At 66.4% G+C, this 24,797-nt stretch carries 24 protein-coding genes; 10 read left to right on the top strand and 14 right to left on the bottom strand.

What is annotated here, in order from left to right; all coding sequences use genetic code 11:
* Positions 1-7: 7 nt before the first annotated feature.
* Together AC07PE_RS16775 and AC07PE_RS16770 are read right to left on the bottom strand one after the other, a co-directional pair.
* A complete protein-coding gene (locus tag AC07PE_RS16775) occupies positions 8-688 on the bottom strand; it encodes an ABC transporter ATP-binding protein (protein ID WP_498766445.1) in 681 nt (226 codons plus the stop codon).
* Positions 689-718: 30 nt separating this feature from the next.
* Complete coding sequence (locus AC07PE_RS16770) at positions 719-2,002, bottom strand: efflux RND transporter periplasmic adaptor subunit (protein WP_498766443.1); 1,284 nt, start codon at positions 2,000-2,002, stop codon at positions 719-721.
* A 211-nt stretch (positions 2,003-2,213) separates the two neighbouring features.
* Between AC07PE_RS16770 and AC07PE_RS16765 the strand changes: the two genes are divergently transcribed.
* The 4 genes from AC07PE_RS16765 (at position 2,214) to AC07PE_RS16750 (ending at position 7,385) form a co-directional block, all read left to right on the top strand.
* Entirely contained in the window at positions 2,214-3,581 is a 1,368-nt protein-coding gene (locus tag AC07PE_RS16765; RefSeq protein WP_498766441.1) for a sigma-54-dependent transcriptional regulator, read from the top strand.
* Positions 3,571-4,800 carry a sensor histidine kinase gene (locus tag AC07PE_RS16760; RefSeq protein ID WP_498766439.1) on the top strand — a complete coding sequence of 410 codons (1,230 nt, stop codon included), beginning with the start codon at positions 3,571-3,573 and terminating at the stop codon, positions 4,798-4,800. The genes AC07PE_RS16765 and AC07PE_RS16760 overlap by 11 nt, the downstream gene beginning before the upstream one ends.
* Positions 4,801-4,889: 89 nt before the next feature.
* Complete coding sequence (locus tag AC07PE_RS16755) at positions 4,890-5,975, top strand: hypothetical protein (protein ID WP_498766437.1); 1,086 nt, start codon at positions 4,890-4,892, stop codon at positions 5,973-5,975.
* A 105-nt stretch (positions 5,976-6,080) separates the two neighbouring features.
* Positions 6,081-7,385 (top strand): MFS family transporter, encoded by a 1,305-nt coding sequence (locus AC07PE_RS16750; RefSeq protein ID WP_498766435.1) that lies wholly within the window; start codon positions 6,081-6,083, stop codon positions 7,383-7,385.
* 18 nt (positions 7,386-7,403) lie between these two features.
* Here the strand turns inward: AC07PE_RS16750 and AC07PE_RS16745 are convergent, their stop codons facing one another.
* The 9 genes from AC07PE_RS16745 to AC07PE_RS16705 form a co-directional block, all read right to left on the bottom strand.
* Positions 7,404-7,862: a GNAT family N-acetyltransferase gene (locus tag AC07PE_RS16745; RefSeq protein ID WP_498766433.1), complete on the bottom strand. Its 459-nt coding sequence runs from the start codon at positions 7,860-7,862 to the stop codon at positions 7,404-7,406.
* Between the two features lie 27 nt (positions 7,863-7,889).
* The gene (locus AC07PE_RS16740; protein WP_498766431.1) at positions 7,890-8,933 is read right to left on the bottom strand and encodes a histone deacetylase family protein; all 1,044 of its coding nucleotides are present in this window, start codon (positions 8,931-8,933) and stop codon (positions 7,890-7,892) included.
* A gap of 45 nt (positions 8,934-8,978) precedes the next feature.
* Positions 8,979-10,586, bottom strand: coding sequence for a glutamate--cysteine ligase (gene gshA / locus AC07PE_RS16735; protein WP_498766429.1), 1,608 nt, complete (start codon positions 10,584-10,586; stop codon positions 8,979-8,981).
* A 99-nt stretch (positions 10,587-10,685) separates the two neighbouring features.
* Entirely contained in the window at positions 10,686-12,578 is a 1,893-nt protein-coding gene (locus tag AC07PE_RS16730) for a DUF885 domain-containing protein (protein ID WP_498766427.1), read from the bottom strand.
* Between the two features lie 90 nt (positions 12,579-12,668).
* Entirely contained in the window at positions 12,669-13,493 is an 825-nt protein-coding gene (gene prmC, locus AC07PE_RS16725) for a peptide chain release factor N(5)-glutamine methyltransferase (RefSeq protein ID WP_498767126.1), read from the bottom strand.
* On the bottom strand, positions 13,493-13,966 hold the full coding sequence (locus AC07PE_RS16720; protein ID WP_498766425.1) for a disulfide bond formation protein B: 474 nt from the start codon (positions 13,964-13,966) through the stop codon (positions 13,493-13,495). Before AC07PE_RS16720 ends, prmC begins: the two co-directional genes overlap by 1 nt.
* Before the next feature lie 143 nt (positions 13,967-14,109).
* Positions 14,110-15,186, bottom strand: a complete 1,077-nt coding sequence (prfA, locus tag AC07PE_RS16715) for a peptide chain release factor 1 (protein ID WP_498766424.1) — start codon at positions 15,184-15,186, stop codon at positions 14,110-14,112.
* 96 nt (positions 15,187-15,282) lie between these two features.
* Entirely contained in the window at positions 15,283-16,569 is a 1,287-nt protein-coding gene (hemA, locus tag AC07PE_RS16710) for a glutamyl-tRNA reductase (RefSeq protein ID WP_498766422.1), read from the bottom strand.
* A gap of 66 nt (positions 16,570-16,635) precedes the next feature.
* On the bottom strand, positions 16,636-17,325 hold the full coding sequence (locus AC07PE_RS16705; protein ID WP_498766420.1) for a response regulator transcription factor: 690 nt from the start codon (positions 17,323-17,325) through the stop codon (positions 16,636-16,638).
* 213 nt (positions 17,326-17,538) lie between these two features.
* Here AC07PE_RS16705 and AC07PE_RS16700 point away from each other — a divergent pair, with 213 nt between their 5' ends.
* Positions 17,539-18,072, top strand: coding sequence for a hypothetical protein (locus AC07PE_RS16700; protein WP_498766418.1), 534 nt, complete (start codon positions 17,539-17,541; stop codon positions 18,070-18,072).
* Positions 18,073-18,075: 3 nt separating this feature from the next.
* Here AC07PE_RS16700 and minE read toward each other — a convergent pair whose 3' ends face one another.
* From minE to minC, 3 genes are read right to left on the bottom strand one after another with little or no spacing between them, the layout of a single operon-like run.
* Positions 18,076-18,327 carry a cell division topological specificity factor MinE gene (minE, locus tag AC07PE_RS16695; RefSeq protein ID WP_498766417.1) on the bottom strand — a complete coding sequence of 84 codons (252 nt, stop codon included), beginning with the start codon at positions 18,325-18,327 and terminating at the stop codon, positions 18,076-18,078.
* A gap of 1 nt (position 18,328) precedes the next feature.
* Positions 18,329-19,144 carry a septum site-determining protein MinD gene (gene minD / locus AC07PE_RS16690; RefSeq protein WP_498766415.1) on the bottom strand — a complete coding sequence of 272 codons (816 nt, stop codon included), beginning with the start codon at positions 19,142-19,144 and terminating at the stop codon, positions 18,329-18,331.
* A gap of 54 nt (positions 19,145-19,198) precedes the next feature.
* On the bottom strand, positions 19,199-19,987 hold the full coding sequence (gene minC / locus AC07PE_RS16685) for a septum site-determining protein MinC (protein ID WP_498766413.1): 789 nt from the start codon (positions 19,985-19,987) through the stop codon (positions 19,199-19,201).
* Positions 19,988-20,260: 273 nt separating this feature from the next.
* Here minC and AC07PE_RS16680 point away from each other — a divergent pair, with 273 nt between their 5' ends.
* The 5 genes from AC07PE_RS16680 (at position 20,261) to AC07PE_RS16660 (ending at position 24,796) form a co-directional block, all read left to right on the top strand.
* The gene (locus tag AC07PE_RS16680; protein ID WP_498766411.1) at positions 20,261-21,436 is read left to right on the top strand and encodes an acetyl-CoA C-acetyltransferase; all 1,176 of its coding nucleotides are present in this window, start codon (positions 20,261-20,263) and stop codon (positions 21,434-21,436) included.
* 58 nt (positions 21,437-21,494) lie between these two features.
* Positions 21,495-22,235, top strand: coding sequence for an acetoacetyl-CoA reductase (phbB, locus tag AC07PE_RS16675; protein WP_498766409.1), 741 nt, complete (start codon positions 21,495-21,497; stop codon positions 22,233-22,235).
* A 74-nt stretch (positions 22,236-22,309) separates the two neighbouring features.
* Complete coding sequence (locus AC07PE_RS16670) at positions 22,310-23,029, top strand: AAA family ATPase (RefSeq protein WP_498766407.1); 720 nt, start codon at positions 22,310-22,312, stop codon at positions 23,027-23,029.
* 73 nt (positions 23,030-23,102) lie between these two features.
* On the top strand, positions 23,103-23,495 hold the full coding sequence (locus AC07PE_RS16665) for a DUF2750 domain-containing protein (protein ID WP_498766405.1): 393 nt from the start codon (positions 23,103-23,105) through the stop codon (positions 23,493-23,495).
* Positions 23,492-24,796 carry an amino acid deaminase gene (locus AC07PE_RS16660; RefSeq protein WP_498766403.1) on the top strand — a complete coding sequence of 435 codons (1,305 nt, stop codon included), beginning with the start codon at positions 23,492-23,494 and terminating at the stop codon, positions 24,794-24,796. The genes AC07PE_RS16665 and AC07PE_RS16660 overlap by 4 nt, the downstream gene beginning before the upstream one ends.
* The last annotated feature ends 1 nt before the right edge of the window (position 24,797 follow it).

Here is a 24,797-nt window from a genome sequence, read left to right as displayed (position 1 = left end):
CCGCTCCTCAAGCCGCCTGCAGGGCGTCGACCACCACGCGGCCGTCCAACAGGTGCAGGGTGCGCGAAGCCTGGGCCGCATGCGCCGGCGAGTGGGTCACCATCACCACCGTCGTACCCTCGGCGTTAATCTGGCGCAGCAGGCGCATGACTTCGTCGCCGTGCGCGGTGTCGAGGTTACCGGTCGGTTCGTCGGCCAGCAGCATGGCCGGGCCGGCCACCAGCGCGCGTGCGATCGCCACCCGCTGCTGCTGGCCGCCCGACAGCTGCGATGGACGGTGGCCGGCGCGGTGCGCTACGCCCAGGCGCTGCAGCATCTCCTGCACGCGGCGGCGCCGTTCGGCGGCCGGGGTGCCGGTGTATTCCAGCGCCAGCTCGACGTTCTCGTACACGGATAATTCTTCGATCAGGTTGAAACTCTGGAAGATGAAGCCGACCTTCCCGCGCCGCAGCGCGTTCAGGCGCGCCTCGCTCCAGCCGGCCACGTTCTGGCCCTCGAACCAGTACTCGCCGGCGCTCGGTACGTCGAGCAGGCCGAGCACGCTGAGCAGGGTCGACTTGCCGCAGCCGGACGGCCCGGTGATGGCCACGTATTCGCCGGCGGCGATCTCGAGGTCGATGCGGTCGAGGGCGGTGGTCTGCACTTCGCCCGCGTGGTGGACTTTGCTGACGCCTGAGAGTTTGAGCATTCTGGATTCCCTGTTCTGTAAGATTGAAATTTACTTCGTGAGCTGCAGCCGCTCGGCCTTGCCGAAGGGCGCGTAACTGGAAATGAGCACGTTCTCGCCCGGCGCCAGGCCGGACAGCACTTCGATCTGGGCGTTGTTGCGGCGCCCGAGTTTTACGGCGCGCTTCTCGGCCCGCTCGCCGTCGGGCCCCACCACGAACACCCAGGCACCGCCGGTGTCGTTCACAAAAGCGCCGTTCGGCAGCAGCATGGCCTTGGCCGGTTCGCCCAGGGTCAGCTGCACGTCCATGCTCTGGCCCGGGCTGATCACCCCGGGCTGAGCGCCCAGGAACACCATCTCGGCGGTGAAGCGGCCTTCCTTGATTTGCGGGTAGACGGTGGCGACCTTGAGCGCGAAGCTCTTGCCGTCCTGGGTCACGCTGCCCTGGCGCCCGACCGTCAGGCGGCTCAGATAGAACTCGTCGACCTGGGCGCTGAGCTTGAAGTGTTGGGGATCGTCGATGCGGCCGATGTGCTGGTCCGGGCGCACGGTCTGGCCGACCAGCATGCGGAAATCGGTCAGCACGCCGTCGGCCGGGGCGCGCACGGCCAATGCGTCGACGGTGGCGCTGACCAGCTTCAGGCCGGACTGCAGGCCGTGCAAGCCGCTGTCCAGCTGGTCCAGCGCGCGGTCACGCACCTTTTCCTCGCTGGCGACGGCGCGCTTTTCCTCGTCCAGTGCGCGCTGCTGCTGCGCCAGCTTGTCGGCCGACTCTTCCAGCGCCACCGCGGAGATGAAGCCCTGGGCCGCCAGCCGTTTGTTGCGGGCGTGCTGCTTCTGGGCCTGGCTCAATGCGAATTCGAGGTCGGACTGGCGACGCTGGTGGTCGGTGCGCACCGCTTCCTGGGCCACGCGCAGCTGGGCCGCGTTGAAGATCTGCTGCGAATACTCGGTCTGGCGCGCCAGCAGCTCCAGGTTGCGTTGCGGGTTTGACAGCCGGAACAGCAAATCTCCCTTCTTGACGGCCTGGCCGTCCTTCGCGAACACCTCCTCCACGCGGCCCGATTCGACCGAGTCGAGGATGATGGAATTCAGCGGCTCGGCGGTGGCGCGCACCACGATATCGTCGCGAAACACGCCCTGTTCGACCCGGGCCAGGCGCACGTCGCGGCTGGCCACCTGCAGGCCGTGCGGGACGAACTGCCAGCCGGCCCAGGCCAGCACGCCGGTCACGGCGGCGGCGACGGCGATGCGCTTGAACAGCCGGCCGCGCCGTTTGGGAACGACGGTGTCCATGGCGGCGCCGGTGACGGCGGGAGGAGGTATGTGATCCATGCTGATGCTTGTGTTGTTAAACGATGATGTGATCCCTTTTGCAAGCGCCGTGCCAGGCCGTTTTTAAGCGCTTTTTGCCCGGTTTTTCGCATCTGTCCGCGCCACCTGTCCGGATCCGGACAGCTATGCATGTGCGCTTGCGGACAGGCGTCCGCGGCGGTCATCGGCGATGGTCGCTTGCCGGGTTCGGCGCTGCTAGAATGGCAACACAATGGCCGACACCGCCCACATCCTGATCCTCGACGACGATACCGACGTCGCCTATGCCGCCCAGATGCTGCTGCGCCGCCGCCATGGCCGGGTGGCGACGCTCGACGATCCTGCGCGTTTAGCTAGCCTGCTCGAAGCGGGCGCGCCGGACGTGGTCCTGCTCGACCTGAACTTCACGCCCGGCCGCATCGACGGCGCCGAAGGGTTGGCGGTGCTGGATCGTCTGCGCGCGCTGGCGCGTCCGCCCGCCGTGATCGCCTTGACCGCCTACGCCGACGTCCCCCTGGCCGTCGAGGCCTTAAAACGCGGCGCTTCCGATTTCATCACCAAGCCCTGGGACAATGCGCGACTGATCGCCGCCGTCGACAGCGCGCTGGCGCGCCGCAGCGCGGCTGCCGGCGCGGCCGCCACCAGTGGCCTGATGGGCGATTCGAGCGCGATGCGCGACGTCAAATCGATGATCGCCAGCGTCGCGCCCACCGAAGCGAATGTGATGGTGCTGGGTGAGAACGGGGTCGGCAAGGAACTGGTGGCGCGCGCGATCCACGCGGCGTCGGGCAGGGCCGGCGCCACCTTCCTCGCGGTGGACATGGGCGCGCTGCCCGAATCGACTTTCGAGAGCGAGTTGTTCGGCCACCGCAAGGGCTCCTTCACCGATGCCCGCAGCGACCGCGCCGGGCGCTTCCAGGCGGCGCGCGGCGGCAGCCTGTTCCTCGACGAGATCGGCAACATGCCGCTGGCAAGCCAGGCGAAGCTGCTGACGGCGCTGGAGCGGCGCGAAGTCACGCCGATCGGCGCCGACCGCCCGGAAGCGATCGACGTGCGCATCGTCAGCGCCACCAACCTCGATGAAGCGCGCCTGTTCGACCCGGGCGTGTTCCGCCCCGACCTGCTGTTCCGCCTGAACACCATCGTGATCCGCGTGCCGCCGCTGCGCGAACGGCGGGATGACGTGCCCGGCCTGCTGCACCATTACCTGTCGCTGTACGAAGCGCAGTACCGGCGCCCGGTGCGCGAGCTGGCGCCCAGCGCGCTGGAACGCCTGTGCGCATGGTCGTGGCCGGGCAACGTGCGCGCCCTGCGCCATGCCTGCGAACGGGCCGTGATCCTTGCCGCCCAGGACGAGTACCGCTACGAGGATTTCGGTCTGGCGATGCCGGCGCCGGCGCCAATCGAGGCGCCATTGCGCGCGGCAGCCGGCATTCAGCTTGCCGATGGCGCGGACGGCGAATTCCGCCTCGGCGCGCTGGAGCGCGAGACCATCGCCGCGGCCCTCGACAAGGCCAAGGGCAATATCAGCCTGGCGGCGCGCATGCTCGGCCTGAGCCGCGCTGCGCTGTACCGCAAGCTGGGCAAGCATGGCATCTGAACGGCGCCTGAAATGGGGCGCCTTGCTGGCCTTGATCGGCGTCGCCCTGCTGGCCTTCGGCGCCGGCGTGGTGCGCGAGTCGCCGCGCCTGGCGGTGCTGTGCGGACTGGCCGCGCTGCCGCTGGCATTTCACTTGTGGCGCAGCCTGGACCGGCTGGCCGCTCTGCGCCGCGCGCCCCCCGAGTCGGCGCCCGGCCTGCCGATCGAGCAGCAGGCCCTGATCGACAATGCGCTGGCGCTGGAAGCGCGCCTCGAACACACCCCGGTGGCCCTGTTTCGCATCGACGGCGCCGGCGGCGATGGCCAGGCGGCGCCACTGAACGCCAACGCGCGCAAGCTGGTGGCGCCGGGCCGCGCCAGCGATCCGGCCGGCCTGTACCGTCAGCTGGCGGCGCAGCCCGGCGAGCGCCGTGCGCTGATCGACTTCGAGACCGAGCGCGGCACCGAGCGCGCGCTGCTGGCGGTGTCCTCGATCACGCTGCAGGGCAAGGCGCAGCGGCTGGCGGCCCTGATGCCGGTCGAGAGCGAGCTCGAAGCCGAAGCCCTGCACGCCTGGCGCCAGCTGGTGCACGTGCTGACCCACGAGATCATGAATTCGCTGACGCCGGTGGCCTCGCTGTCGCACACGGCCTACGGCTTGCTGGGCGAATTCCGCGGCGCGCTGCCGGAGGACGTCGGCACCGACCTGAGCACGGCGCTGGATGCGATCCGGCGCCGCGCCGACAGCCTGGTCGATTTCGTGGCCAGCTACCGCAGCCTGTCGAACGTGCCGGCCGCGCGCCCGGAGCGGGTAAGACTGGATGCGCTGTTCGAGCGCGTGGCCGCCCTGGTGGGGCCGGCCTGGCGCGCGCGCGGCGGCGAGGTGCACTTCTCCGTCGAACCGGCCTCGCTGGAACTGATGGCCGATCCGGGCCAGCTCGAGCAGGCCCTGATCAACCTGCTCAAGAACGCTTTTGAAGCGACTGCCGGCGGCGCGGGGAACGCCTGGGTCTCGGCGCGGCTGGTGCGCGGCGCGCGCCTGCGCATCGAAGTCAGCGACGACGGCCCCGGCGTGCCGGACGGGCTGGCGGCGCACATCTTCACCCCCTTCTTCACGACCAAGAAGCAGGGCGGCGGCATCGGCCTGGCCATGGTGCGCCACCTGGTGCACGAGAACGGCGGCACGGTGCGCCATGCGCGCTCGGTCGGACGTGGCGCGCGCTTCGTGATCACCTTCTGATTACCCGCCCCGCGTACGCCTGATCTGGCGCAGGCCGGGCTCTGGCGGGCAGCGTATCGTTGGCACGCCTGATGTCCGGAGCCTCTCCCATGCGCCTGTTGATGCTTGCCTTGCTGTTGCTGTTTTCATCGCTGTTGCCGGCGTCTGCGCTGGCCCAGCCGACCTTCGCCGCGACCTTCCTGCCGGCAAATTTCCAGGCCTTCGCGATCGACGACGCCGGCCGCGTCGCCGGTCGTGGCACCGATCCCAACGGCAATGCGCTGGCCTTCGTGTGGTCGGCCGGTAATCTCAGCTTCCTGCCCGCGCCCACACCGGACGGGCAATCGCTGGTGGCCAATGCCATCGACGGCGGCGGCGCGGCCGGCGCCTGGCTGTCGGGCGGCAGCATGCGCGGCTTCGTCAGCATCGGCGGCGCCAGCCAGGACATCGGCACCCTGTACGGCGGCGACACCGTCGCCTGGGGCGTCAACGCGGCCGGGCAGGCGGTCGGCGAATCGCTGGACGCCAACGGCAACAGCCGCGCCTTCCTGTACAGCGGCGGCAGCATCGTCGACATCGGCACCCTGGGCGGCGCCACCGCGCAGGCGCGCGACATCAACAACGGCGGCACCATCGTCGGCGGTTCGCAGCCGGGACCGGCGTTTCCAAACGACGGCGCCCACGCCTTCCTGTACAGCGGCGGCGTCATGACCGATCTCGGTACGCTCGGCGGCGGCTTCAGCTGGGCGAATGCCGTCAACGAGGCCGGCCAGGTGGCGGGCTACAGCCTGATCGCCGGCGACACGGCATTCCACCCCTTCCTCTACAGCGGCGGTGTCATGCTGGATCTGGGCTCGCTGGGCGGCGACTACGCCGAGGCGCGCGCGCTCAACGAGGCCGGGCTGGTGGTGGGCCTGGCCAGCCTGCCGGGCTTCGGCTTTTCGCACGCCTTCCTGTACGCGGATGGCAGCCTGCTGGACCTGAACCTGCTGGCCGAGGGTCTGGACGACTTCACGCTGACGGAGGCGGTCGGCATCAACGCCCAGGGCCAGATCATCGCCAACGGCTGCAACGACTTCGGCTTTTGCGCGCCGGTGCTGCTGACGCCGGTTCCGGAACCGGCGCAGCTGGTCCTGATGCTGGCCGGGCTGCCGCTGCTGGGCCGGCGCCTCCTACGCGCCACCAAACGCGAATAGCAATTATGATAAGTCTGCCTGGGCGCGCTGGCCTTGGCGGACCCTTTCCGGGAAGTCGTCCAGCTGCTGCCGAGGTGTATCGATGGATTAACCCGGAGGAATGGTATGGCAACGACGGACACGGCGGACGCACACGCGATCCAGGATCTCACATCGCGGCAGCGGGTTTTCGCGATCATCGGCGCATCGTCGGGCAACCTGGTCGAATGGTTCGACTTCTATATCTACTCCTTCTGCGCCCTGTATTTTTCCTCGGCCTTCTTCCCGAAAGCCGATCCCACCGTCCAGCTGCTGAACACCGCCGGCATCTTCGCCGCCGGTTTCCTGATGCGCCCGGTGGGCGGCTGGCTGTTCGGCCGCATTGCCGACCGCTACGGCCGTCGCAACGCGATGATGATCTCGGTGCTGATGATGTGCGGCGGCTCGCTGCTGATCGCCTGCCTGCCGACCTATGCCACCATCGGCACGGCCGCGCCGGTGCTGCTGCTGGTGGCGCGCCTGTTCCAGGGCCTGTCGGTGGGCGGCGAGTATGGCACCAGCGCCACCTACATGAGCGAAGTGGCGGAACCGGGCCGCAAAGGCTTCTTTGCCTCCTTCCAGTACGTGACCCTGATCGGCGGCCAGCTGGCGGCCCTGCTGGTGCTGGGCATCCTGCAGCTGCTGCTGTCGCACGAGGAGCTGGTGGCCTGGGGCTGGCGCATTCCCTTCGTGGTCGGCGCGGCCTCGGCCCTGGTCTCGCTCTACCTGCGCCGCTCGCTGCACGAGACCACCAAGGAATCGGAGCGCAAGAGCGAGCAGGCCGGCAGTGTGGCCTCGCTGCTCAAGCACCATTCGCGCGCCTTCATCACGGTGCTCGGCTTCACGGCCGGCGGCTCGCTGATCTTTTACGCGTTCACGACCTATATGCAGAAGTACCTGGTCAACACCGTGGGCATGAGCACCACCACCGCCAGCCGCGTCATGACGGTCTGCCTGCTGATCTACATGCTGATGCAGCCGGCCTTCGGCGCGCTGTCGGACCGCATCGGCCGCAAGACCTCGATGATCCTGTTCGGCGTCCTCGCCACCATCTTCACCGTGCCCATCCTGAGCACGCTGCGCGGCGTCGGCAGCCCGTTGATGGCCGGCGTCCTGATCACCTGCGCGCTGGGGATCGTCAGCTTCTATACCTCGATCGGCGGCCTGATCAAGGCCGAGATGTTCCCGGTCGAGGTGCGTGCGCTGGGCGTCGGGCTGTCGTATGCGATCGCGAACGCGCTCTTCGGCGGTTCCGCCGAATACGTGGCCCTGTGGTTCAAGCAGGCCGGCCACGAGTCCTACTTCTACTGGTACGTCACTATCATGGCCGCGGTCGCCTGCCTGGTAGCCTTCCTGATGCCGGACCCGACCAAGTCGGGCCACCTCAAATAATATGAGCGTGGGGTTTTGTTAGGCGCTCAGCAGCATGTCGATGTGCATGATGCCGTCTTCGTCATAAGGCTCGGAGACGGTGACGAAGCCGAAGCTGGCGTAGAAGGCTTCCAGATGGGCCTGCGCGCCGATGCGGATCGCGTGGCCAGGATGCAGCTGCTGCGCCAGCGCGATACCCTGCGCCACCAGTTCGCGTCCCAGGCCGCTGCCGCGCGCCGCCGGGCTGGTGACCACGCGGCCGATCGACATCTCGGTGTACTTCGCGCCCGGCGCCAGGCAGCGCAGGTGGGCCACCAGTTCCGGTTTGCCGTCGATATCCCGCCAGCCGAGCAGGTGGTGGGCGCCCGGGTCGAGACCGTCGATGTCCGGGTACAGGCAGGTCTGCTCCAGCACGAACACTTCCTGGCGCAAGGCCAGCATTGCATACAGCTGCGCGACCGTCAGGTCGGCGAAGCCGCTCCATTGCCAAGTAATCATTTGTTTGTATCGATAAACAGTTGTTGTTCAGGCGGCTGTTTCAAAGCCTTCGAGGACGTTGACCGCATTGACCGCGAGTTCCGGCACGACAGAACCGCCCTCCAACACGAACACGGTGGGCAGGCCCAGGTAGCCGATGCGTTCGCCGATGCGCAGGAAATCCGCGCTGGACAGGCCGAAATGGGAACGCGGATCGCCCTGGAAGCCGTCGACACCCAGCGACACCACCAGCGCCTGCGGCGCGAACATCGCCATTTTCAGGCAGGCCGACTCCAGCGCGGCGAACCATTGCGCGGCTGATGAACCCCGCGGCAGCGGCAAATTCATGTTGTAGCCGACGCCTTCGCCTTCGCCGATCTCGTCGGCGTGGCCGAGGTAGAAGGGGTAGTCGTGCAGCGGATCGGCGTGGATCGAGGCGAACAGCACATCCTTGCGATGATAAAAGATGCTCTGGGTGCCGTTGCCGTGGTGGTAGTCGATGTCGAGAATGGCGACCCGCTGCAGGCCGTCGTCCAGCAGGTGCTGGGCCGCCAGCGCGGCATTGTTCAGGAAGCAGTAGCCGCCGAAATAATCGGCGCCCGCATGGTGGCCGGGCGGACGGGTCAGCGCAAAGCTGCCGCGCTCGCCCAGGCGCAGTGCGTGGGCCGCATTGACGGCGCAATCGGCCCCGGTCTTGGCCGCGACCCAGGTGCCGGCGGTGAGCGGCGTGCCGTTGTCCATCGAGTACAGGCCAAGGCGGGCCGTGAAATTGTCCGGCTCGATGTCATGGCGCATGCCGCGGATCGGCCACACTGAGGGCAGGGCGTCGCGCTCGGCATTGCGCGCATCGAGGCCGACCCACTCGCTCCAGGCCGAACGCAGGAAATGCAGGTAGCGCGGCGTGTGCACCCGCTCCAGCGACACCAGCGGCACCCCGTGCGGCGTGACGATCTGGCCCAGGCCGCGCCGGCTCAGTTCGGCGACGACGAGATCGGCGCGCTCGGGCTTTTCCGAACAGGGGACAGGCTCGCCGCGGACCAGGTCGTGGCGCGGGGCGTGCTGGGCGTGGTGTTCGTTATAAAAAGTGAGCAAGGATGACCTCGTAGCCGGGGCTGCCCGGAAACGAGGTCCCGGGAATCAGCAATTACCGCACAGTGTACTGCTGTTATACGCAGCAACAAAATCATCGAAGCTGCCGGTGTCCGTCTGCTCGATCTGGCGCTGCTCGGCCAATGAGGCCTGCGCCATTTCGTCGAACACGCCGACTTCGGCCGGCATCAGGGCTTCCGCGCGGAAGGCTTGCGCGTGCAGCTCGCTCTGCTGCAGGCCGAACTTGGCGAAGGAGCCGAGTTCGCGCACGGCGTCCAGCACGCGCGCCGACGGGGTCAGGGAAGGATCCAGCACCTTGGCCTTCTGCGCTTCCAGCGACTCGAGGTGGGCGCCCTTGTAGTTGTGCTCCTTGTCCAGCAGCTCGGCCAGCGGGCGGATACGTTCGATCAGCTCCAGCGCCCAGTCCTGCAGCGGGATCTCCTGGTCGTCGCGCGTCAGGGTCAGATCCGGACGGCGGCCTTCCTTCACGGTGCGGGCGAAGTTGCGGGCGTGGATCTGCCCCTCCATCGCATTGATCTTCGGGCTTTCCTCGAGCGCGCAGAAGAGCAGGAAGGCATCCAGGAAGCGGCCGGTTTCCAGCGCGATGCCGACCGGCTCGAAGGGGTCGACGTCCAGGCAGCGCACTTCGATGTACTGCACGCCGCGGTTGCACAGCGCCTGCACCGGGCGCTCGCCGGTGCGGATCACGCGTTTCGGGCGGATCGTCGAATAGTATTCGTTCTCGATCTGCAGGATGTTGGTCGACAGCTGCACCCACTCGCCATCCTTCTTGGTGCCGATTTCCTCATAGGGCGGATACGGACGGTTGACGGCGTCCATCAGCGAGGTGACGTAGCTTTCCAGGCTGTTCTCGTGCGGGCGCAGGCCGGACTGGGCGTCGTTCTGGTAGCCCAGGTCGCTCATGCGCAGGCTGGTGGCGTAGGGGAGATACAGGGTGTCGTCGGACAGGGTCTCGAGCTGGTGCGGGCGGCCGCGCAGGAAGCCCTTGGCCAGCGCCGGCGAGGCGCCGAACAAATACATCAGCAGCCAGCTGTAGCGGCGGAAGTTGCGGACCATTGCGATGTAGCTTTCGGACTGGAAGTCGCGCAGCGCGTGGCGGCGTTCTTCCATGATGCCTTCGCTCTGCGCGATCAGGGTCCAGAACTGTTCCGGCAGCGAGTAGTTGTAGTGGATGCCGGCGATGCATTGCATGGCCTTCCCGTAGCGCAGCGCCAGGCCGCGGCGGTAGACGTGCTTGAGCATGCCGATGTTCGACTCGCCGTACCAGGCGATCTCGATCTCTTCTTCCGGCGGCAGGTCGCAGGGCATCGACTGGCTCCACAGCAGCTCGTCGCCCAGCTTGCTGTAGGCGTAGCGGTGGATCGCATCCAGGCGGTGCAGGGCCAGGCCGATGTCGTGCTCGGCCGGGGTGATGAATTCGAGCAGGGTTTCCGCGTAATCCGTGGTGATCTGCGGATGGGTCAGGGCCGAACCGAGCTGCACCGGATGAGGCGTGCGCGCCAGGTGGCCCTGGCTGTCGACGCGCAGGGTCTCGCGCTCGATGCCGCGCAGGCCCTGCATCAGCAGGCCGCGGTGGGCATCGTCGTCCAGTAAGGACAGGCGGCGTTCAAATTGATTCGAGACGGGCTTCGACACGGTGTTTCCTTTCTTATACTGCCGATGAGGTGCAGAGAGTAACCGAAATTAGCCAAGCGCGCCGGGCACCCCCCAATTCTGCATTGTGTGGTGTTTTTGTTACTGAAATATGTCGTTCGGCTTGGCTGGCGCGCTGCCCGGCGCCGCTGCTGCCGGCGTCGCAGCCGGCGGTGTCGGGGCCGGCGCGGCCTCCTGCGGCGGCGTGCGCTGGGCGGCGATCCAGCGCCGCACCTGGCGCTCCAGCAGCCCCAGCGGCAGGGCGCCGTTCTCCAGCACGGCATCGTGAAACGCGCGCGGGTCGAAGCGTTCGCCCAGCGCCGCCTGGGCCTCGGCGCGCAGCGAGGCGATGCGCAGCTGGCCCAGCTTGTAGCCCAGCGCCTCTCCCGGATGGACGATGTAGCGGTCGACCTCGACCTCATTATCCGACGGGAGATTCGCGGTATTCGCGTTCAGGTAGTCGATGGCTTGCTGGCGCGTCCAGCCCATCGCGTGGATGCCGGTGTCCGCCACCAGGCGGGCGGCGCGCAGCAGCTCGTCGGCCAGGTAGCCGAAGCGCGAGAACGGGTCGCGCAGCAGGCCCAGTTCCGGCCCCAGGCTCTCCGCGTACAGGGCCCAGCCTTCGCCATAGGCCACGTACCAGCCTTGCCGCCGGAAGGCCGGCAGCGCGGCATTCGCCTGCATGCGCGCGACCTGCAGGTGGTGGCCGGGCAGGCCTTCGTGCAGGGTGAGCGTCTCGATCTCCCATATCGGCCGCGTGTTCAGGCGCGCCGTGTTGATCACCAGCGCCGCCGCCCGGTCCGGGCTGCCGGCCTCGTAATAGGCCGCGCCCTGGCCCTCGGCGCCCGCCGCCTGCACCGGCTTGACTGCCAGCTCGTCCTGCGGGATCGCATTGAACAGCAGCGGCAGCTTGCTGGCCACGCGCGCAATCGTCCGGCGGTAGCGGTTCAGCAGCGCATCCGGCTCGGTGTAGTAGAGGCGCGGGTCGCTGCGGGTGAAGGCAATGAACTGGGTCAGGTTGCCGCGAAAGCCCGTACTCGGCACCAGCGCCGCGATCTCGGCGCGGATGCGCGCCACTTCCTTCTGGCCCAGCGCGTGGATCTCGGCCGGGCTCAGGTCGGTGGTGGTCGCGCTCTTGACCAGGAAGGCATACCAGGCGGGGCCGCCGGGCAGGCTGGAGGCGGCGATGGTCGTCCGCGCGGCCGGCAGGTAATCGCTGCGAATGAAATCTTCGAGCTGCTGCAGGCTGGGGGCGAGGCCGGCGACCGCGGCCTGGCCGTCGAGCGCCAGCTTGTCCCGTGCTTCCTGGGGAATGGTGGCGGGCAGGCGGCGGAAAGGGTCGGACAGCGCGCCGTCGCCGAGGTGCTCGCGCAGTGCGCGCAGCTGGGCCGGCAGCGCGGCCATCGCGACCCTCGGCGCGGTCCAGCCGGTGCGCATGCCTTCGCGCAGCTGTTCGATCAGGCCGTCGATGTGGCGCGGCACCGCGTTCAGGCGCGCGATATAGGTGCGGTAATCGTCTTCGCTAACGAAGGGCATCTGCGCAGCCAGCTGCGGCAGGCGGATGTGGATGCCGTCGCGTGCCGTGATCGGCTGCGGGTCGACCGGCGCAATGGCGACGCGCGCCAGGCTGCGTTCCTTGTCGGCGACGAACAGCTCGAGCGACAGCAGGTCTTGCCCCGTCAATTGGCTGCGGTCGAGCTGGCGCGCCAGTTCCAGCATGCGGCGCTCGTGCTCGACGGCCTTGGCGGCGCCGGCCGGCGAGCTATCGGACAACTGGGCATCGTAGCGGTGGTCGCCGACCGAGGTGGCGAATTCCGGCTCATGCTTGAGGCGCCACTGCCAGTCGCGCTCGAACAGGGCGCGCGCCTGTTCTTTGACGCTGTCCGCGGCGCTTGCGCCGGGCGGCGCCAGCAGCATGGCAGCCAGCAGAAGGGCAGTGGACAGGGAAAGCGTCAGCCGGGCCGCGAACAGCCGGGGCGCGGACAGGCGAGGCATGCGTTGGCTCCGGGAAGTGGGCCGGCCATTGTAACAAACGGGATAGTCGGCCAGCGCCGGGTAGGGTGGACGGCTGGGCCGTCCACGCGTTCAGCCGGCGACCCTGCCGCCAGTGACGCGCTCGATACCGGCAAGATCGCGCCAGCTCTGCACCTCGAGATAGCCGGCGTCGTTCAACAAGGCGCGCACGGCGGCGGCCTGGTCGTAGCCGTGTTCCATCAGCAGCCAGCCGCCGGGGACCAGGTGGCGCGGGCTGCCGTCGACGATGCTGCGCAGGGCCGACAGGCCGTCCGCGTGGTCGGTCAGCGCGCCGGTGGGTTCGAAGCGCAGGTCGCCCTGGGACAGATGCTCGTCGCCGGCCGCGATATAGGGGGGATTCGAGGCGATCAGTTCGAAGCGTTCGCTCGCGTCCAGGGCACTGAACCAGTCGCTCTGCAGGAAGCGCACGCGGGCATTGTTGCCGGCGGCGTTCCGGCGGGCGATGGCGAGCGCCGCATCGCTGACGTCGAGCGCGGTAACCGTCGCGTCCGGGCGGCTGTGGGCGACGGCGACGGCAATCGCGCCGCTGCCGGTGCCCATGTCGAGCAGGCGGCCCTGCGCCGGCAGGCGCTCGAGGGCGAGTTCCACGATCAGTTCCGTGTCCGGACGCGGGATCAGCACCGCCTCGCTGACGGCGAAGTCGAGGCCGAAGAATTCGCGCTTGCCGACGATGTAGGCGATCGGCTCACCGGCCAGGCGGCGCTGCACCAGTGCATTCAGGTGCGCGGCCTGTGCTGCGTCGAGCGGCTGCTCGGCACGGGTGATCAGCTGCACACGGCTTAAACCCGTCGCATGGCACAGCAGGATGCGGTTTTCCAGCGCATCGAGCGGCAGCGCGGCCTGGACCGCACCGATCGGGGTGCCGGCTTCAATCATCATCGGCGTGCGCGGCGCACCAGCACCCAGACCAGCGCCAGGGTGAGGATGACGAACCAGACGGCCGACCACTGCGGCACGTTCAGGCCAAACACCGTGTCCTGGGCCGCTTCGCACAGGCCGTCGGCGCGGAACAGCCAGGGCAGCATGGTCGCGGTCGGGATCTTGTTCAGCATGGTCTCCATCGGGTCGATGCCGCAGGAGAAGCCCGGATGCGCCAGCACGTACAGGTGCTTGCCCACCGTGGCCAGCCCACCCAGCGCGCACAGCAGCGCCACCGTGCCCAGCGCCTTGATTTTATTGGCGAAAGCGCCGATCAGGCTGAAGATCGCAATGCCCAGGAAGGCGTAACGCTGGATCACGCACAGCGGGCAGGGCAGCATGTCCTTGACGTGCTGGAGATAGAGGGCGGCGCCAACCAGGGCAAGGCTGACGGCAGCGATCAGGAGCAGGGCGTTGCGGGACGTGGGCATGGATATTCCTGTGAAGACGAATCTTGCGATTTTCGCATGAACCAACTTAATCGAGACTGAACCATAATTCGGGGTCAGAGCACTTTTTTGAGCAATTTCCCAAAAAAGTGCTCTGACCCCGAATTAATACCGGTTTAAGACCATTAATCGCCCAAGGCGGCCAGCAGTTCGGCCTGGTGCTCGGCGGAGAGGGCGCTGGTCAGTTCGTTCAGGTCGCCGTCCATGATCATGTCCAGTTTATAGAGAGTCAGGTTGATCCGGTGGTCGGTCAGGCGGCCCTGCGGGAAGTTGTAGGTGCGGATGCGCTCGCTGCGGTCGCCCGAGCCGATCAGGCTTTTACGGGTCGCCGCTTCCTTGCTCTGCTGTTCGCGCAGCTGCACGTCCTTGATGCGCGCCGCCAGCACCTTCATGGCCTGCGCCTTGTTCTTGTGCTGGCTGCGGTCGTCCTGGCACTCGACCACGATCCCGGTCGGCAGGTGGGTGATGCGCACCGCGGAGTCGGTCTTGTTGATGTGCTGGCCGCCGGCGCCGGACGCGCGGTAGGTGTCGATGCGCAGGTCGGCCGGGTTGATCTGCACGTCCTCGACCTCGTCCGCCTCCGGCATTACGGCCACGGTGCAGGCCGACGTGTGGATGCGGCCCTGGGTCTCGGTGGCCGGCACGCGCTGCACGCGGTGGCCGCCGGATTCGAATTTCAGCTTCGAATAGACGCCATTGCCGATGATGCGCGCGATGACTTCGCGGTAGCCGCCCAGGTCCGACGGCGACTCCGACACGATCTCGACCTGCCAGCGATTGCGTTCGGCATAGCGGGTGTACATGCGCAGCAGATCGCCGGCGAACAGCGCCGATTCATCGCCGCCGGTGCCAGCACGGATCTCGAGGAAGATGTTGCGCTCGTCGTTCTCGTCCTTCGGCAGCAGCATCTTCTGCAGTTCCAGGTCGAGCTCGGCCAGGCGCCCTTTGGCGGCCTCGATCTCGTCCTGCGCGAATTCCTTCATCTCCGGGTCCGCCAGCATGTCCTGGGCCGCGACGATGTCGCCCTGGGCGGTCTGGTACTGGTGGTAGACGGCCACCAGCGGGCCGAGTTCGGCGTGCTCGCGGCTCATCTTGCGGAAGTTGTCCATGTTCGAGGTGGCGGCCTCAAGCGCCAGCAGTTCGTCCAGTTCGACGAGGCGGTTGGCCAGCTGGTCCAGCTTGAACAGCATGGATGGTTTCATAGCGTTCTGAAAAATAGAGATGAAAGGGAAGCTGCAGGGCGGCAGCATACACGCACATGGCCGCGGATGGGCCAGGCGCATGAAGGAAGGCGGGCGCTAACGGCGGCCGCGGAACAGCTGGGGCAGCAGGGCGGCCAGGCGCGCGCGTTCGTCGCCCTGGGCACGGTGCAGGGCTTGTTGCGGGCCGTGCAGGAATTTGGCGGTCAGGCCCTTCGACAGCGCTTCCAGCACGGCGTCGACGTCCTCGCCTTTTGCCAGCAGTTTTCTCGCGCGTTCGAGTTCGGCCAGGCGCAGGCTTTCGCTGGAATCGTGCAGGTCGCGGATCACCGGCACCACGGCGCGGTCGCCGATCCAGTGCATGAAGGATTGCACGCGGGTCTCGATGATGGCCTCGGCCTGGGCCACCGCCGCTTGCCGGTGTTCGACGCCGGTACGCACCACGTCGGCGAGGTCGTCGACGGTGTAGAGGAACACGTCATCCAGCTTGCCGACTTCCGGTTCGATGTCGCGCGGGACCGCCAGGTCGACCATGAACATCGGGCGGTGGCGGCGCGCCTTGATCGCGCGTTCGACCAGGCCCTTGCCGATCAGCGGCAGGGTCGACGCGGTCGAGGAAATCACGATGTCGAACTGCGGCAGCAGCTCGGGCAGGTCGGCCAGGCGGATCGCGCGGCCGGAAAAGCGGGCCGCCAGGTTCTCGCCGCGTTCCAGCGTGCGGTTGGCGATCGTGATCGATTTCGGATTGTGGGCCGCGAAGTGGGTGGCGCACAGCTCGATCATCTCGCCGGCGCCGATGAACAGCACGTTCTGCGAGCTGACCGAATCGAAGATGCGTTCCGACAGGCGCACCGCGGCGGCGGCCATCGACACGCTGTGGGCGCCGATCTCGGTGGTGCTGCGCACTTCCTTGGCCACCGCGAAGCTGCGCTGGAACAGCTGGTGCAGGTAGGTGCCGAGGCCGCCGGCTTCGTCGGCGACCCGCACCGCGTCCTTCATCTGGCCCAGGATCTGCGCTTCGCCCAGCACCATCGAATCGAGGCCTGAGGCGACGCGGAAGGCGTGGCGCACCGCGTCATGCTGGGGCAGCATGTAGAGGTGCGGACGCAGTTCGGAAAAATTCAGGCGGTGGTAATCGGCCAGGAAACGCGCGGAGGCGTCGAGCGGATCGGCAACGTCGCTGGCCGCGTACATCTCGGTGCGGTTGCAGGTCGAGAGCAGGGCGGCTTCGTGTTTGCCGCCGCTGCTCAGTTGCGTATCCAGGCGGGAGAACCAGCTGCGCGCCGCCTGCACCGCTTGTCCCAGATGCTCGGGCGCCAGCGCCAGTTGCTCGCGCAGCGAGACCGGTGCGGTGGTGTGGTTCAAGCCGACGGCGAGCAGTTGCATGGGTGGTCAAAAAATGGGCAGCGCGCCCATTATACCCTCTTGCGTGGAGGGTTTCACGGAACCGCCTCAGGCGCCCAGCTTCTCCAGCCGGTAGCCGTAGCTGTACACGGGAACCAGGCGGAAACCGTTCTCCGGACGCAGGCGCAGCTTGTTGCGCACGCGCGAAACGTGGGTGTCCATGGTGCGCGACGGCACCGCGGTTTCACGCACCCAGATCGACTCATGGATGTAGGCGCGCGACAACGGACGGCCCAGGTTGCGGAAGAACAGCAGCGCCAGGTTGAATTCCTTGTGCGTGACGTCGATCGCTTCGCCGCCCATGGTCAGGCGGCCCGGGCGGGTTTCGAAGGTGTAGGGGCCGAACTGCAGCTGCTCGGCGCCGTTCTGCGACGGGTAGGCGCGGCGCAGCAGGGCCTGCACCCGTGCCACCAGCTCGCCGCGGCGCAGCGGCTTGACCAGGTAGTCGTCGGCGCCGGCAGTGACGCCGGACACGATGTCGTCCTCGGACGCGCTGCCGGCCAGGAAGATGGTCGGCGTGTTCGGCGCCATCTTTTCCTTGGCGCGGCGCAGCAGCTCGGCGCCCGGCACATCGTTCACCTGCCAGTCGAGAACCAGCAGGTCGGTGCTGTCCTTGCGGAGTTGCCCCAGCATGTCCTTGCCGCTATCGAAGGCCTGGCATTGATGCCCGGCGCCGGTCAGAACCTGGCAGATCAGCTCTGCTTGGGCGGTATCGTTGTCCAGTACTGTGATTCTCATGATAATGCTTTTTTGGCAAGTGGGACTGCAACTAATTATGCTGTAGGAGCACTCCTACAACTTATTTCCGAATATAGCAGACTTTTTAAAATCAAAGCTACACATGCTTCAGATAAATTTACATTTTCGTTGGGGAATAGCGTCACAGCCGTGCCAACGCGCCCGCTGCAGCCGGGCTACACTGTTCTTACGAACGCAAACCGGGGGAAGGCAATGCTCAGGAAAATCTTCAGAAAAAAGACACAGAGCCATGCCGGCGCCGTGACGCTGCTGCCGCTGTCGAGCGACGACATCGGCCACGTGCGCGAGCGTTGCCGGGCGCTGGTGCGCAAGAAGGCGGCGATCTCGGCCGGTATTTCGGCGGTACCGATCCCCGGCGTCGACATCGTGGCCGATCTCACCAGTTTCGCCTCCATGGTCGAGGCCATCAACAAGGATTTCGGCCTCACGCCGGAGCAGATCGAGGCGCTGCAGCCGCACATGCGTGTTGCGACTTACCAGGCGATGGCGGCGCTGGGGAGTACGCTGGTGGGCAAGCTGGTGACCAAGGAACTGGTACTGAAACTGTTACAGAAGTCCGGGGCCAAGCTGGCGGCCAAGTCGGCCACCAAGATCGTCCCGCTGGCGGGGCAGATCGCCTCCGCGGCGATCGGGTTCGCGCTGTTCCGACAGATGGGGTACCAGCACGTGGAAGCCTGCGCCAGGGTGGCGCAGGAGGTAGGAAAAGCCGGCATGCAGCCGGCCTAACGCTTAAGCGTCCGGCAGGACCACGTTGACGTCGAGGACTTCCAGGTTGCCCTGGCGGTCCAGCGAAATCTTGATGTCGTCCGCGTTGACCTTGGTGTACTTCGAGATCACTTCGATCAGTTCGCGGTGCAGGGCTGGCAGGAAGTCCGGGCCGCTGCGGCCGCCGCGTTCGCGGGCAATGATGATCTGCAGCCTTTCCTTGGCTGCATTCGCACTTTGCTGTTTCTTGGGAAACAGGAAATTAAGCAAGGGCATGTCACTTTGCTCCGAACAGGCGCTGCAGGAAGTTCGGCTTATCGTAGCTGGTGTAACGCAGCGGGATTTCTTCGCCGAGGAAGCGGCCGACCACGTCCTGGTAGGCCTGCGCGACGTCGGTGTCCTTGAAGTGGATGGCCGGATTGCCCTGGTTCGAGGCGTGCAGCACGGCTTCCGATTCCGGAATGATGCCGATCAGCGGGATGCGCAGGATTTCCTGGACATCCTGGTAGGACAGCATCTCGTCGTTTTCCACGCGGCGCGGCGAATAACGGGTGATCAAGAGGTGTTCCTTGACCGGCTCGCCGCCGCTCTGGGCGCGGCGCGACTTGGCCTGCAGGATGCCGAGGATGCGGTCGGAGTCGCGCACCGACGACACTTCCGGGTTGGTGACGATGATCGCTTCGTCGGCGAAGGTCAGGGCCATCAGCGCGCCGTGCTCGATGCCGGCCGGCGAATCGCAGATGATGAATTCGAAGCCCATCTGGACCAGCTCGTTCAGCACGCGCTCGACGCCGTCTTCGGTCAGGGCGTCCTTGTCGCGGGTCTGCGAGGCCGGCAGGATGAACAGGTTTTCGCAGTGCTTGTCCTTGATCAGGGCCTGGGTCAGGGTCGCTTCCTTGTTGACCACGTTGATCAGGTCGTACACCACGCGGCGTTCGCAGCCCATGATCAGGTCGAGGTTACGCAGGCCGACGTCGAAGTCGATGACCGCGGTCTTGTGGCCGCGCAGCGCCAGGCCGGTGGAGAAGCTCGCGCTCGAAGTGGTCTTGCCCACACCGCCCTTGCCGGACGTTACAACGATAATTCTTGCCATGAAATATTTCAGTCCTATTCAGTATCTGGTCAGTGCTGGAGGGATCAAATGCGCTTAGGCACGAGTCGCCGAACCCAGCGATGATATATCGATTCGGTCGCCGACCAAACGAATTTGTGCCGGCTGGCGCGACAGTTCTGTCGGGAAACCTTCGTCGAACGTCCGATAAACACCCGCGATCGACACCAGTTCCGGCTGCATCGACAGTGCAAAGATGCGCGCGTCCGCATTGCCCGAGGCGCCGGCCAAGGCGCGGCCGTGCAGCGGCGCATACACGTGGATGCTGCCGTCGGCGATGATCTCGGCGCCGTTGTTGACGACTGCCGTGATGATCAGGTCGGTGCCGCGCGCATAGATGCGCTGGCCGGCGCGTACCGGGGTGTCGACGATCATGGCCTGGGCCGGCGCGGCTTGTACCGGCGCGGGCGCAGGGGCCGGCGCCGGGACGGGAGCCGGCGCCGCCGGGGCTTCCTCGCGCGCCGCCGGGGCCGCGCTGCGGGCTTCAGGAACCCGCGCGCCGCTCGAGCCGTCGTCCAGGAACAGGCCATGGGCGCGGATTGCCTCGTGCAGGGCAGCCGGGGCGCCGCGCACCGCGACCGCGTTCAGGCGGTAATTCTTCAGCAGTCCCACCAGCGCCGGCCAGTCGACCTGCGCGGCATCGTCGGCGATGGCGGCGACGTCGATGACGGCGAATTCATCCTCGAAAAAGTCCGACACCCCACCGGTCATCTGCTTGAGCGCGGCGTCGATCGCGATCGGATCGGGCGAATGCAGGATGGTCGAAATGGCCACGACCGTGGAAATCTTGATTTCGATGGGTAAGGAAGTCGGGCTCTTGGGCATAAAACGTTCTGGTTGGCACTAGCCCGTGCATTCTACTGTGAAATTTCCTTGAAAGGTAAAGGGTTTAAGCCGTTTCGTTATAGGCGGCAACGGGTATTTCCATAGATAAAAAACTGAACAATAAAAGATGCTCGGCAATAACTCGCTAAGTACTTATTCGCAGTTCTCTTCAATAAATAAACTGATAAGATTGATTTTGCTTAAAGGTGTTATTAGCGGTGCATCTAACATTGTTGGCTTTCCCGCCAAAAGCTTCACTCATCGGAGAATGATATGGAAGACGTCGTCATCGTGGCCGCTGGCCGCACAGCCATCGGCAAATTCGGCGGCACCCTCGCGAAGGTCCCTGCCACGGAACTGGGCGCGCAGGTGATCAAGCACCTGATGGCCAAGACCGGTATCGATCCGGCCGCCGTCAGCGAAGTCATCATGGGCCAGGTCCTGACGGCCGGCGTCGGCCAGAATCCGGCGCGCCAGGCCGTGATCAAGGCCGGCCTGCCGGACAGCGTGCCGGCTTCCACCCTGAATGTGGTCTGCGGCAGCGGCCTGCGCGCGACCCACCTGGCGGCCCAGGCCATCATGTGCGGCGACGCCCAGATCGTGATCGCCGGCGGCCAGGAAAACATGAGCGCCTCGCCGCACGTGCTGAACGGCTCGCGCGACGGCTTCCGCATGGGCGACGTCAAGATGACCGACACCATGATCGTCGACGGCCTGTGGGACGTGTACAACCAGTACCACATGGGCGTCACCGCCGAGAACGTCGCCCGCAAGTTCGACATCTCGCGCGCCGAGCAGGACGAATTCGCGCTGCAATCCCAGCTGAAGGCCGAAGCCGCCATGAAGGCCGGCAAGTTCAAGGACGAGATCATCCCGATCGAAATCCCCTCCAAGAAGGGCCCGACCATCTTCGATACCGACGAGTATCCGAAGCATGGCGCCACCCTGGAAGGCCTGGCCAGCCTGCGCCCGGCGTTCAACAAGGAAGGTTCCGTCACCGCCGGCAATGCCTCCGGCCTGAACGACGGCGCCGCCGCCGTGATCATGATGTCGGCCTCGAAGGCCAAGGAACTGGGCCTGACCCCGATCGCACGCATCAAGGCCTACTCGCTGTCGGGCCTGGACCCGACCATCATGGGCATGGGCCCGGTGCCGGCGGCGCGCGCCTGCCTGGAAAAGGCCGGCTGGACCCACGAAGAGGTCGACCTGATGGAAATCAACGAGGCCTTTGCGGCCCAGGCCGTCGCCGTCAACAAGCAGATGGGCTGGGACACTTCCAAGATCAACGTCAACGGCGGCGCCATCGCGCTGGGCCACCCGATCGGCGCTTCCGGCGCCCGCGTGCTGGTGACCCTGCTGCACGAAATGGTCCGCCGCGATGCCAAGAAGGGGCTGGCCAGCCTGTGCATCGGCGGCGGCATGGGCGTCGCACTGGCGGTCGAGCGCTGAACAGGCAGTTCAAGGAAACAAGCGGTTCTGACAGGTTCGTAAAAACTAGGAGAAGACAATGGCAAGAGTGGCATTAGTGACTGGCGGCATGGGCGGCCTCGGCGAAGCGATCAGCATCAAACTGCTGGCGCTCGGCTATACGGTCGTGACGACGTATTCTCCGGGTAGCAAGAAGGCCGAAGGCTGGCTCGCCACGATGAAGGAGCAGGGCTACGACTTCAAGGCCTACGAGTGCGACGTTGCCGACTACGATTCGGCCCAGGCTTGCGTGGCCAAAGTGACCCAGGAAGTCGGCCCGGTCGACGTGCTGGTGAACAATGCCGGTATCACCCGCGACATGACTTTCAAGAAGATGGACAAGGTCAACTGGGATGCCGTGATCAGGACCAACCTGGATTCCGTGTTCAACATGACCAAGCCGGTCGCCGACGGCATGGTCGAGCGCGGCTGGGGCCGGATCATCAACATCTCGTCCGTCAACGGTTCGAAGGGCGCCTTCGGCCAGACCAACTACTCGGCGGCCAAGGCCGGCATCCACGGCTTCACCAAGGCGCTGGCGCTGGAAGTGGCGCGCAAGGGCGTGACCGTGAACACCATCTCGCCGGGGTATATCGGCACCAAGATGGTGACCGACATCCCGAGCGAGGTGCTGGAATCGAAGATCCTGCCGCAGATCCCGATGGGCCGCCTGGGCAAGCCGGAAGAAGTGGCCGGCCTGGTCGCCTACCTGTCCTCGGACGAGGCGGCATTCGTGACCGGCGCGAATATCGCCATCAACGGCGGCCAGCACATGCAGTAAGCTGCGCCGTTTGCTGCTGGGACAACACCGCCCCCGGGCGGTGTTTTCTTATCTGCGTCCTGCGAAAGAGCCCCATGTCCTTTGCCGTCAAACCCTATGTGCGTTCGGTCTCGCTCGATCCCGCTGCAGAGATCGATCCCGGCGACTATCCTTTCTCGATTCCTGCCGTGCGCGAGCTGGGTGTCCTGGAACCGCATCCGGACGTCACCTTCTTCGTCGGCGAGAACGGCGCCGGCAAGTCGACCGTGCTGGAAGCGATCGCGGTCGCCCTGGGCTTGCCGGCCGAGGGCGGTACCCGCAATGTACTGCGCGAGCAGCAGGCCGTGTCGCCGCTGCACCGGCACCTGAAGCTGGTCAAGGGTTTCCGCCATCCGCGGCATGCGTATTTTCTGCGTGCCGAAAGCCTGTTCAATGTGTTCACTTACCTGGACAGTCTGCCGGGCGCGCCGCCGTCGCTGCACCTGCACTCGCACGGCGAAGCCTTCATGCGCGTGCTGCAAAACCTCGGCGGCGACGGCCTCTACCTGCTGGACGAACCGGAAGCGGCGCTTTCTCCCAACCGCCAGCTGGCCGCGCTGGCCGTCATCGACAAACTGGTGAAGCAGGGCGCGCAATTCATCATCGCCACCCACTCTCCCATCCTGCTGGCCTATCCCCGCGCCAAAATCCTGCTGTTCGACGAGACCGGCATCAGCCATGTCGATTACGAAGACACCGAGCACTACGCGGTCACGCGCGACTTCCTGAACCACTACCCGCGCCGCCTGCAGCAGTTGCTCGACGGCGAAGAATGAAGGGCTGCGCCATGCCCCCGCCAGCTTGTCGTATGCTCGACTCACGACGATAACGATGACGAGGCAGGCAAGCATGGCAATCGATACCCGGCAGGTCCAGGAAACGGTGATGCTCTCCGGTCCGCAGCGCTACGAATATTTCATCAAACGCGTGGCGGCGACCGGCACGGTATGGAGCCTGTACCGCAAGGGCTGGGCGCTGGCGAAGAAGGAAGACGGCACCCTGGTGTTTCCGCTGTGGCCGGACAGCGAATTTGCGAAAATATGCGCGGATTACGAGTGGACCGGCTACGAGCCGCAGTCGTTTCCGCTCGATGAACTGGTCGGCGGGCTGCTGCCCCAGCTGGAGCAGGACGGCATCGCCACCGGCGTGTTCTATACCCCGGGCGCGCGCGACGTGATGCCCAGCGCCGGCCTGCTGCTGCGCGACCTGGATGATGAATTGAAGAGTTCGAGGAACCCATGAATGCCTTGCCCCACGGCGGCCTAGCGCTGTCCAGTCTCGAAGAACAACTGCTGCAGCCCGGCGTCAAAGGCTTGCCGATCACGGCGCCGCTACGCCAGGGAGCGATCGGCGTGCAGGGCTGGAAGCTGCTGCACGGCGACACCAGCTTCCCGGTCGCGGTATTGAAAACCTCGGCGCTGCGCCACAACCTGGACTGGATGCGCGCCTTCTGCGAACGCTACAAGGTCGAACTGGCGCCGCACGGCAAGACCACCATGAGCCCCCAGCTGTTCGGCGCCCAGCTGGCCAATGGCGCCTGGGGCATCACCCTGGCGAATGCCGTGCAGGTGCAGGTGGCGCACCGCTTCGGCGTGCGGCGCGTCCTGATCGCGAACCAGCTGGTGGCGCGCAGCGACGTGCGCGCCGTACTGCAGCTGCTGCACGACGATCCGGACTTCGAATGCTTCGTGCTGGCCGACTCGCTGGCCGGGGTGGCAAGACTGGCCGAGGAAGTCGCCCAGCATCCGCTTTCCCGGCCGCTGCCGGTGCTGGTCGAACTCGGTCTGTCCGGAAAACGCGCCGGCTGCCGCACGCTCGACGAGGCGATGACGGTGGCGCGCGCCATCGAGCGTGCGCCTGGCCTGCTGCTGGCCGGCTTCGAAGGCTACGAGGGTTTATTGGACGACCCGCGCGCGGTCGAGGACTTCGTGCGTCAACTGTGCGCGCTGGTGCTGGAAGCCGACGACGAGGGTCTGTTTGGCAGCCCCGAGATCCTGGTCACGGCCGGCGGTTCCGGTTTCTTCGACCTGGTCGCGCGCGGCTTCCAGGGACTGCACGGCCTGTCGCGGCCGCTGCGCCCGGTGCTGCGCAGCGGCTGCTATCTGACCAGCGACCATGGCATGTACCAGGTTCAGCTGCAGCGTCTCGACCAGCGCGAGGGCGTCGGGCCGGGGGAGGGGCTGCGGCCGGCGCTGGAGATCTGGAGCGTGGTGCAGTCGCGCCCCGAGCCCGGTCTCGCCATCCTCACCATGGGCAAGCGCGACGCCTCGCACGACGCCGGCCTGCCGGTGCCGCTGTGGACCCACCGTCCCGGCCCCGGCGCGCCGCACGCGCTGCCGGCCGCTTGCGAGATCGTCAAGATGAACGACCAGCACGCCTACCTGCGCTTGCCGGAGGGCGACCCGATCCGGGACAGCCTGGTGGTCGGCGACCTGGTCGGCTGCGGCATCTCGCATCCGTGCACGACCTTCGACCGCTGGCCGCTGCTGTTGGCGGTGGACGACGACTACCTGGTGCGCGGGGCGCTGAACACCTTCTTCTGAT

The organism is Telluria sp. GW821-FHT07G12, from assembly GCF_059418525.1.
The sequence above is the reverse complement of the archived record's forward strand: the minus strand, read 5'-3'. Positions and strand labels throughout refer to the sequence as shown.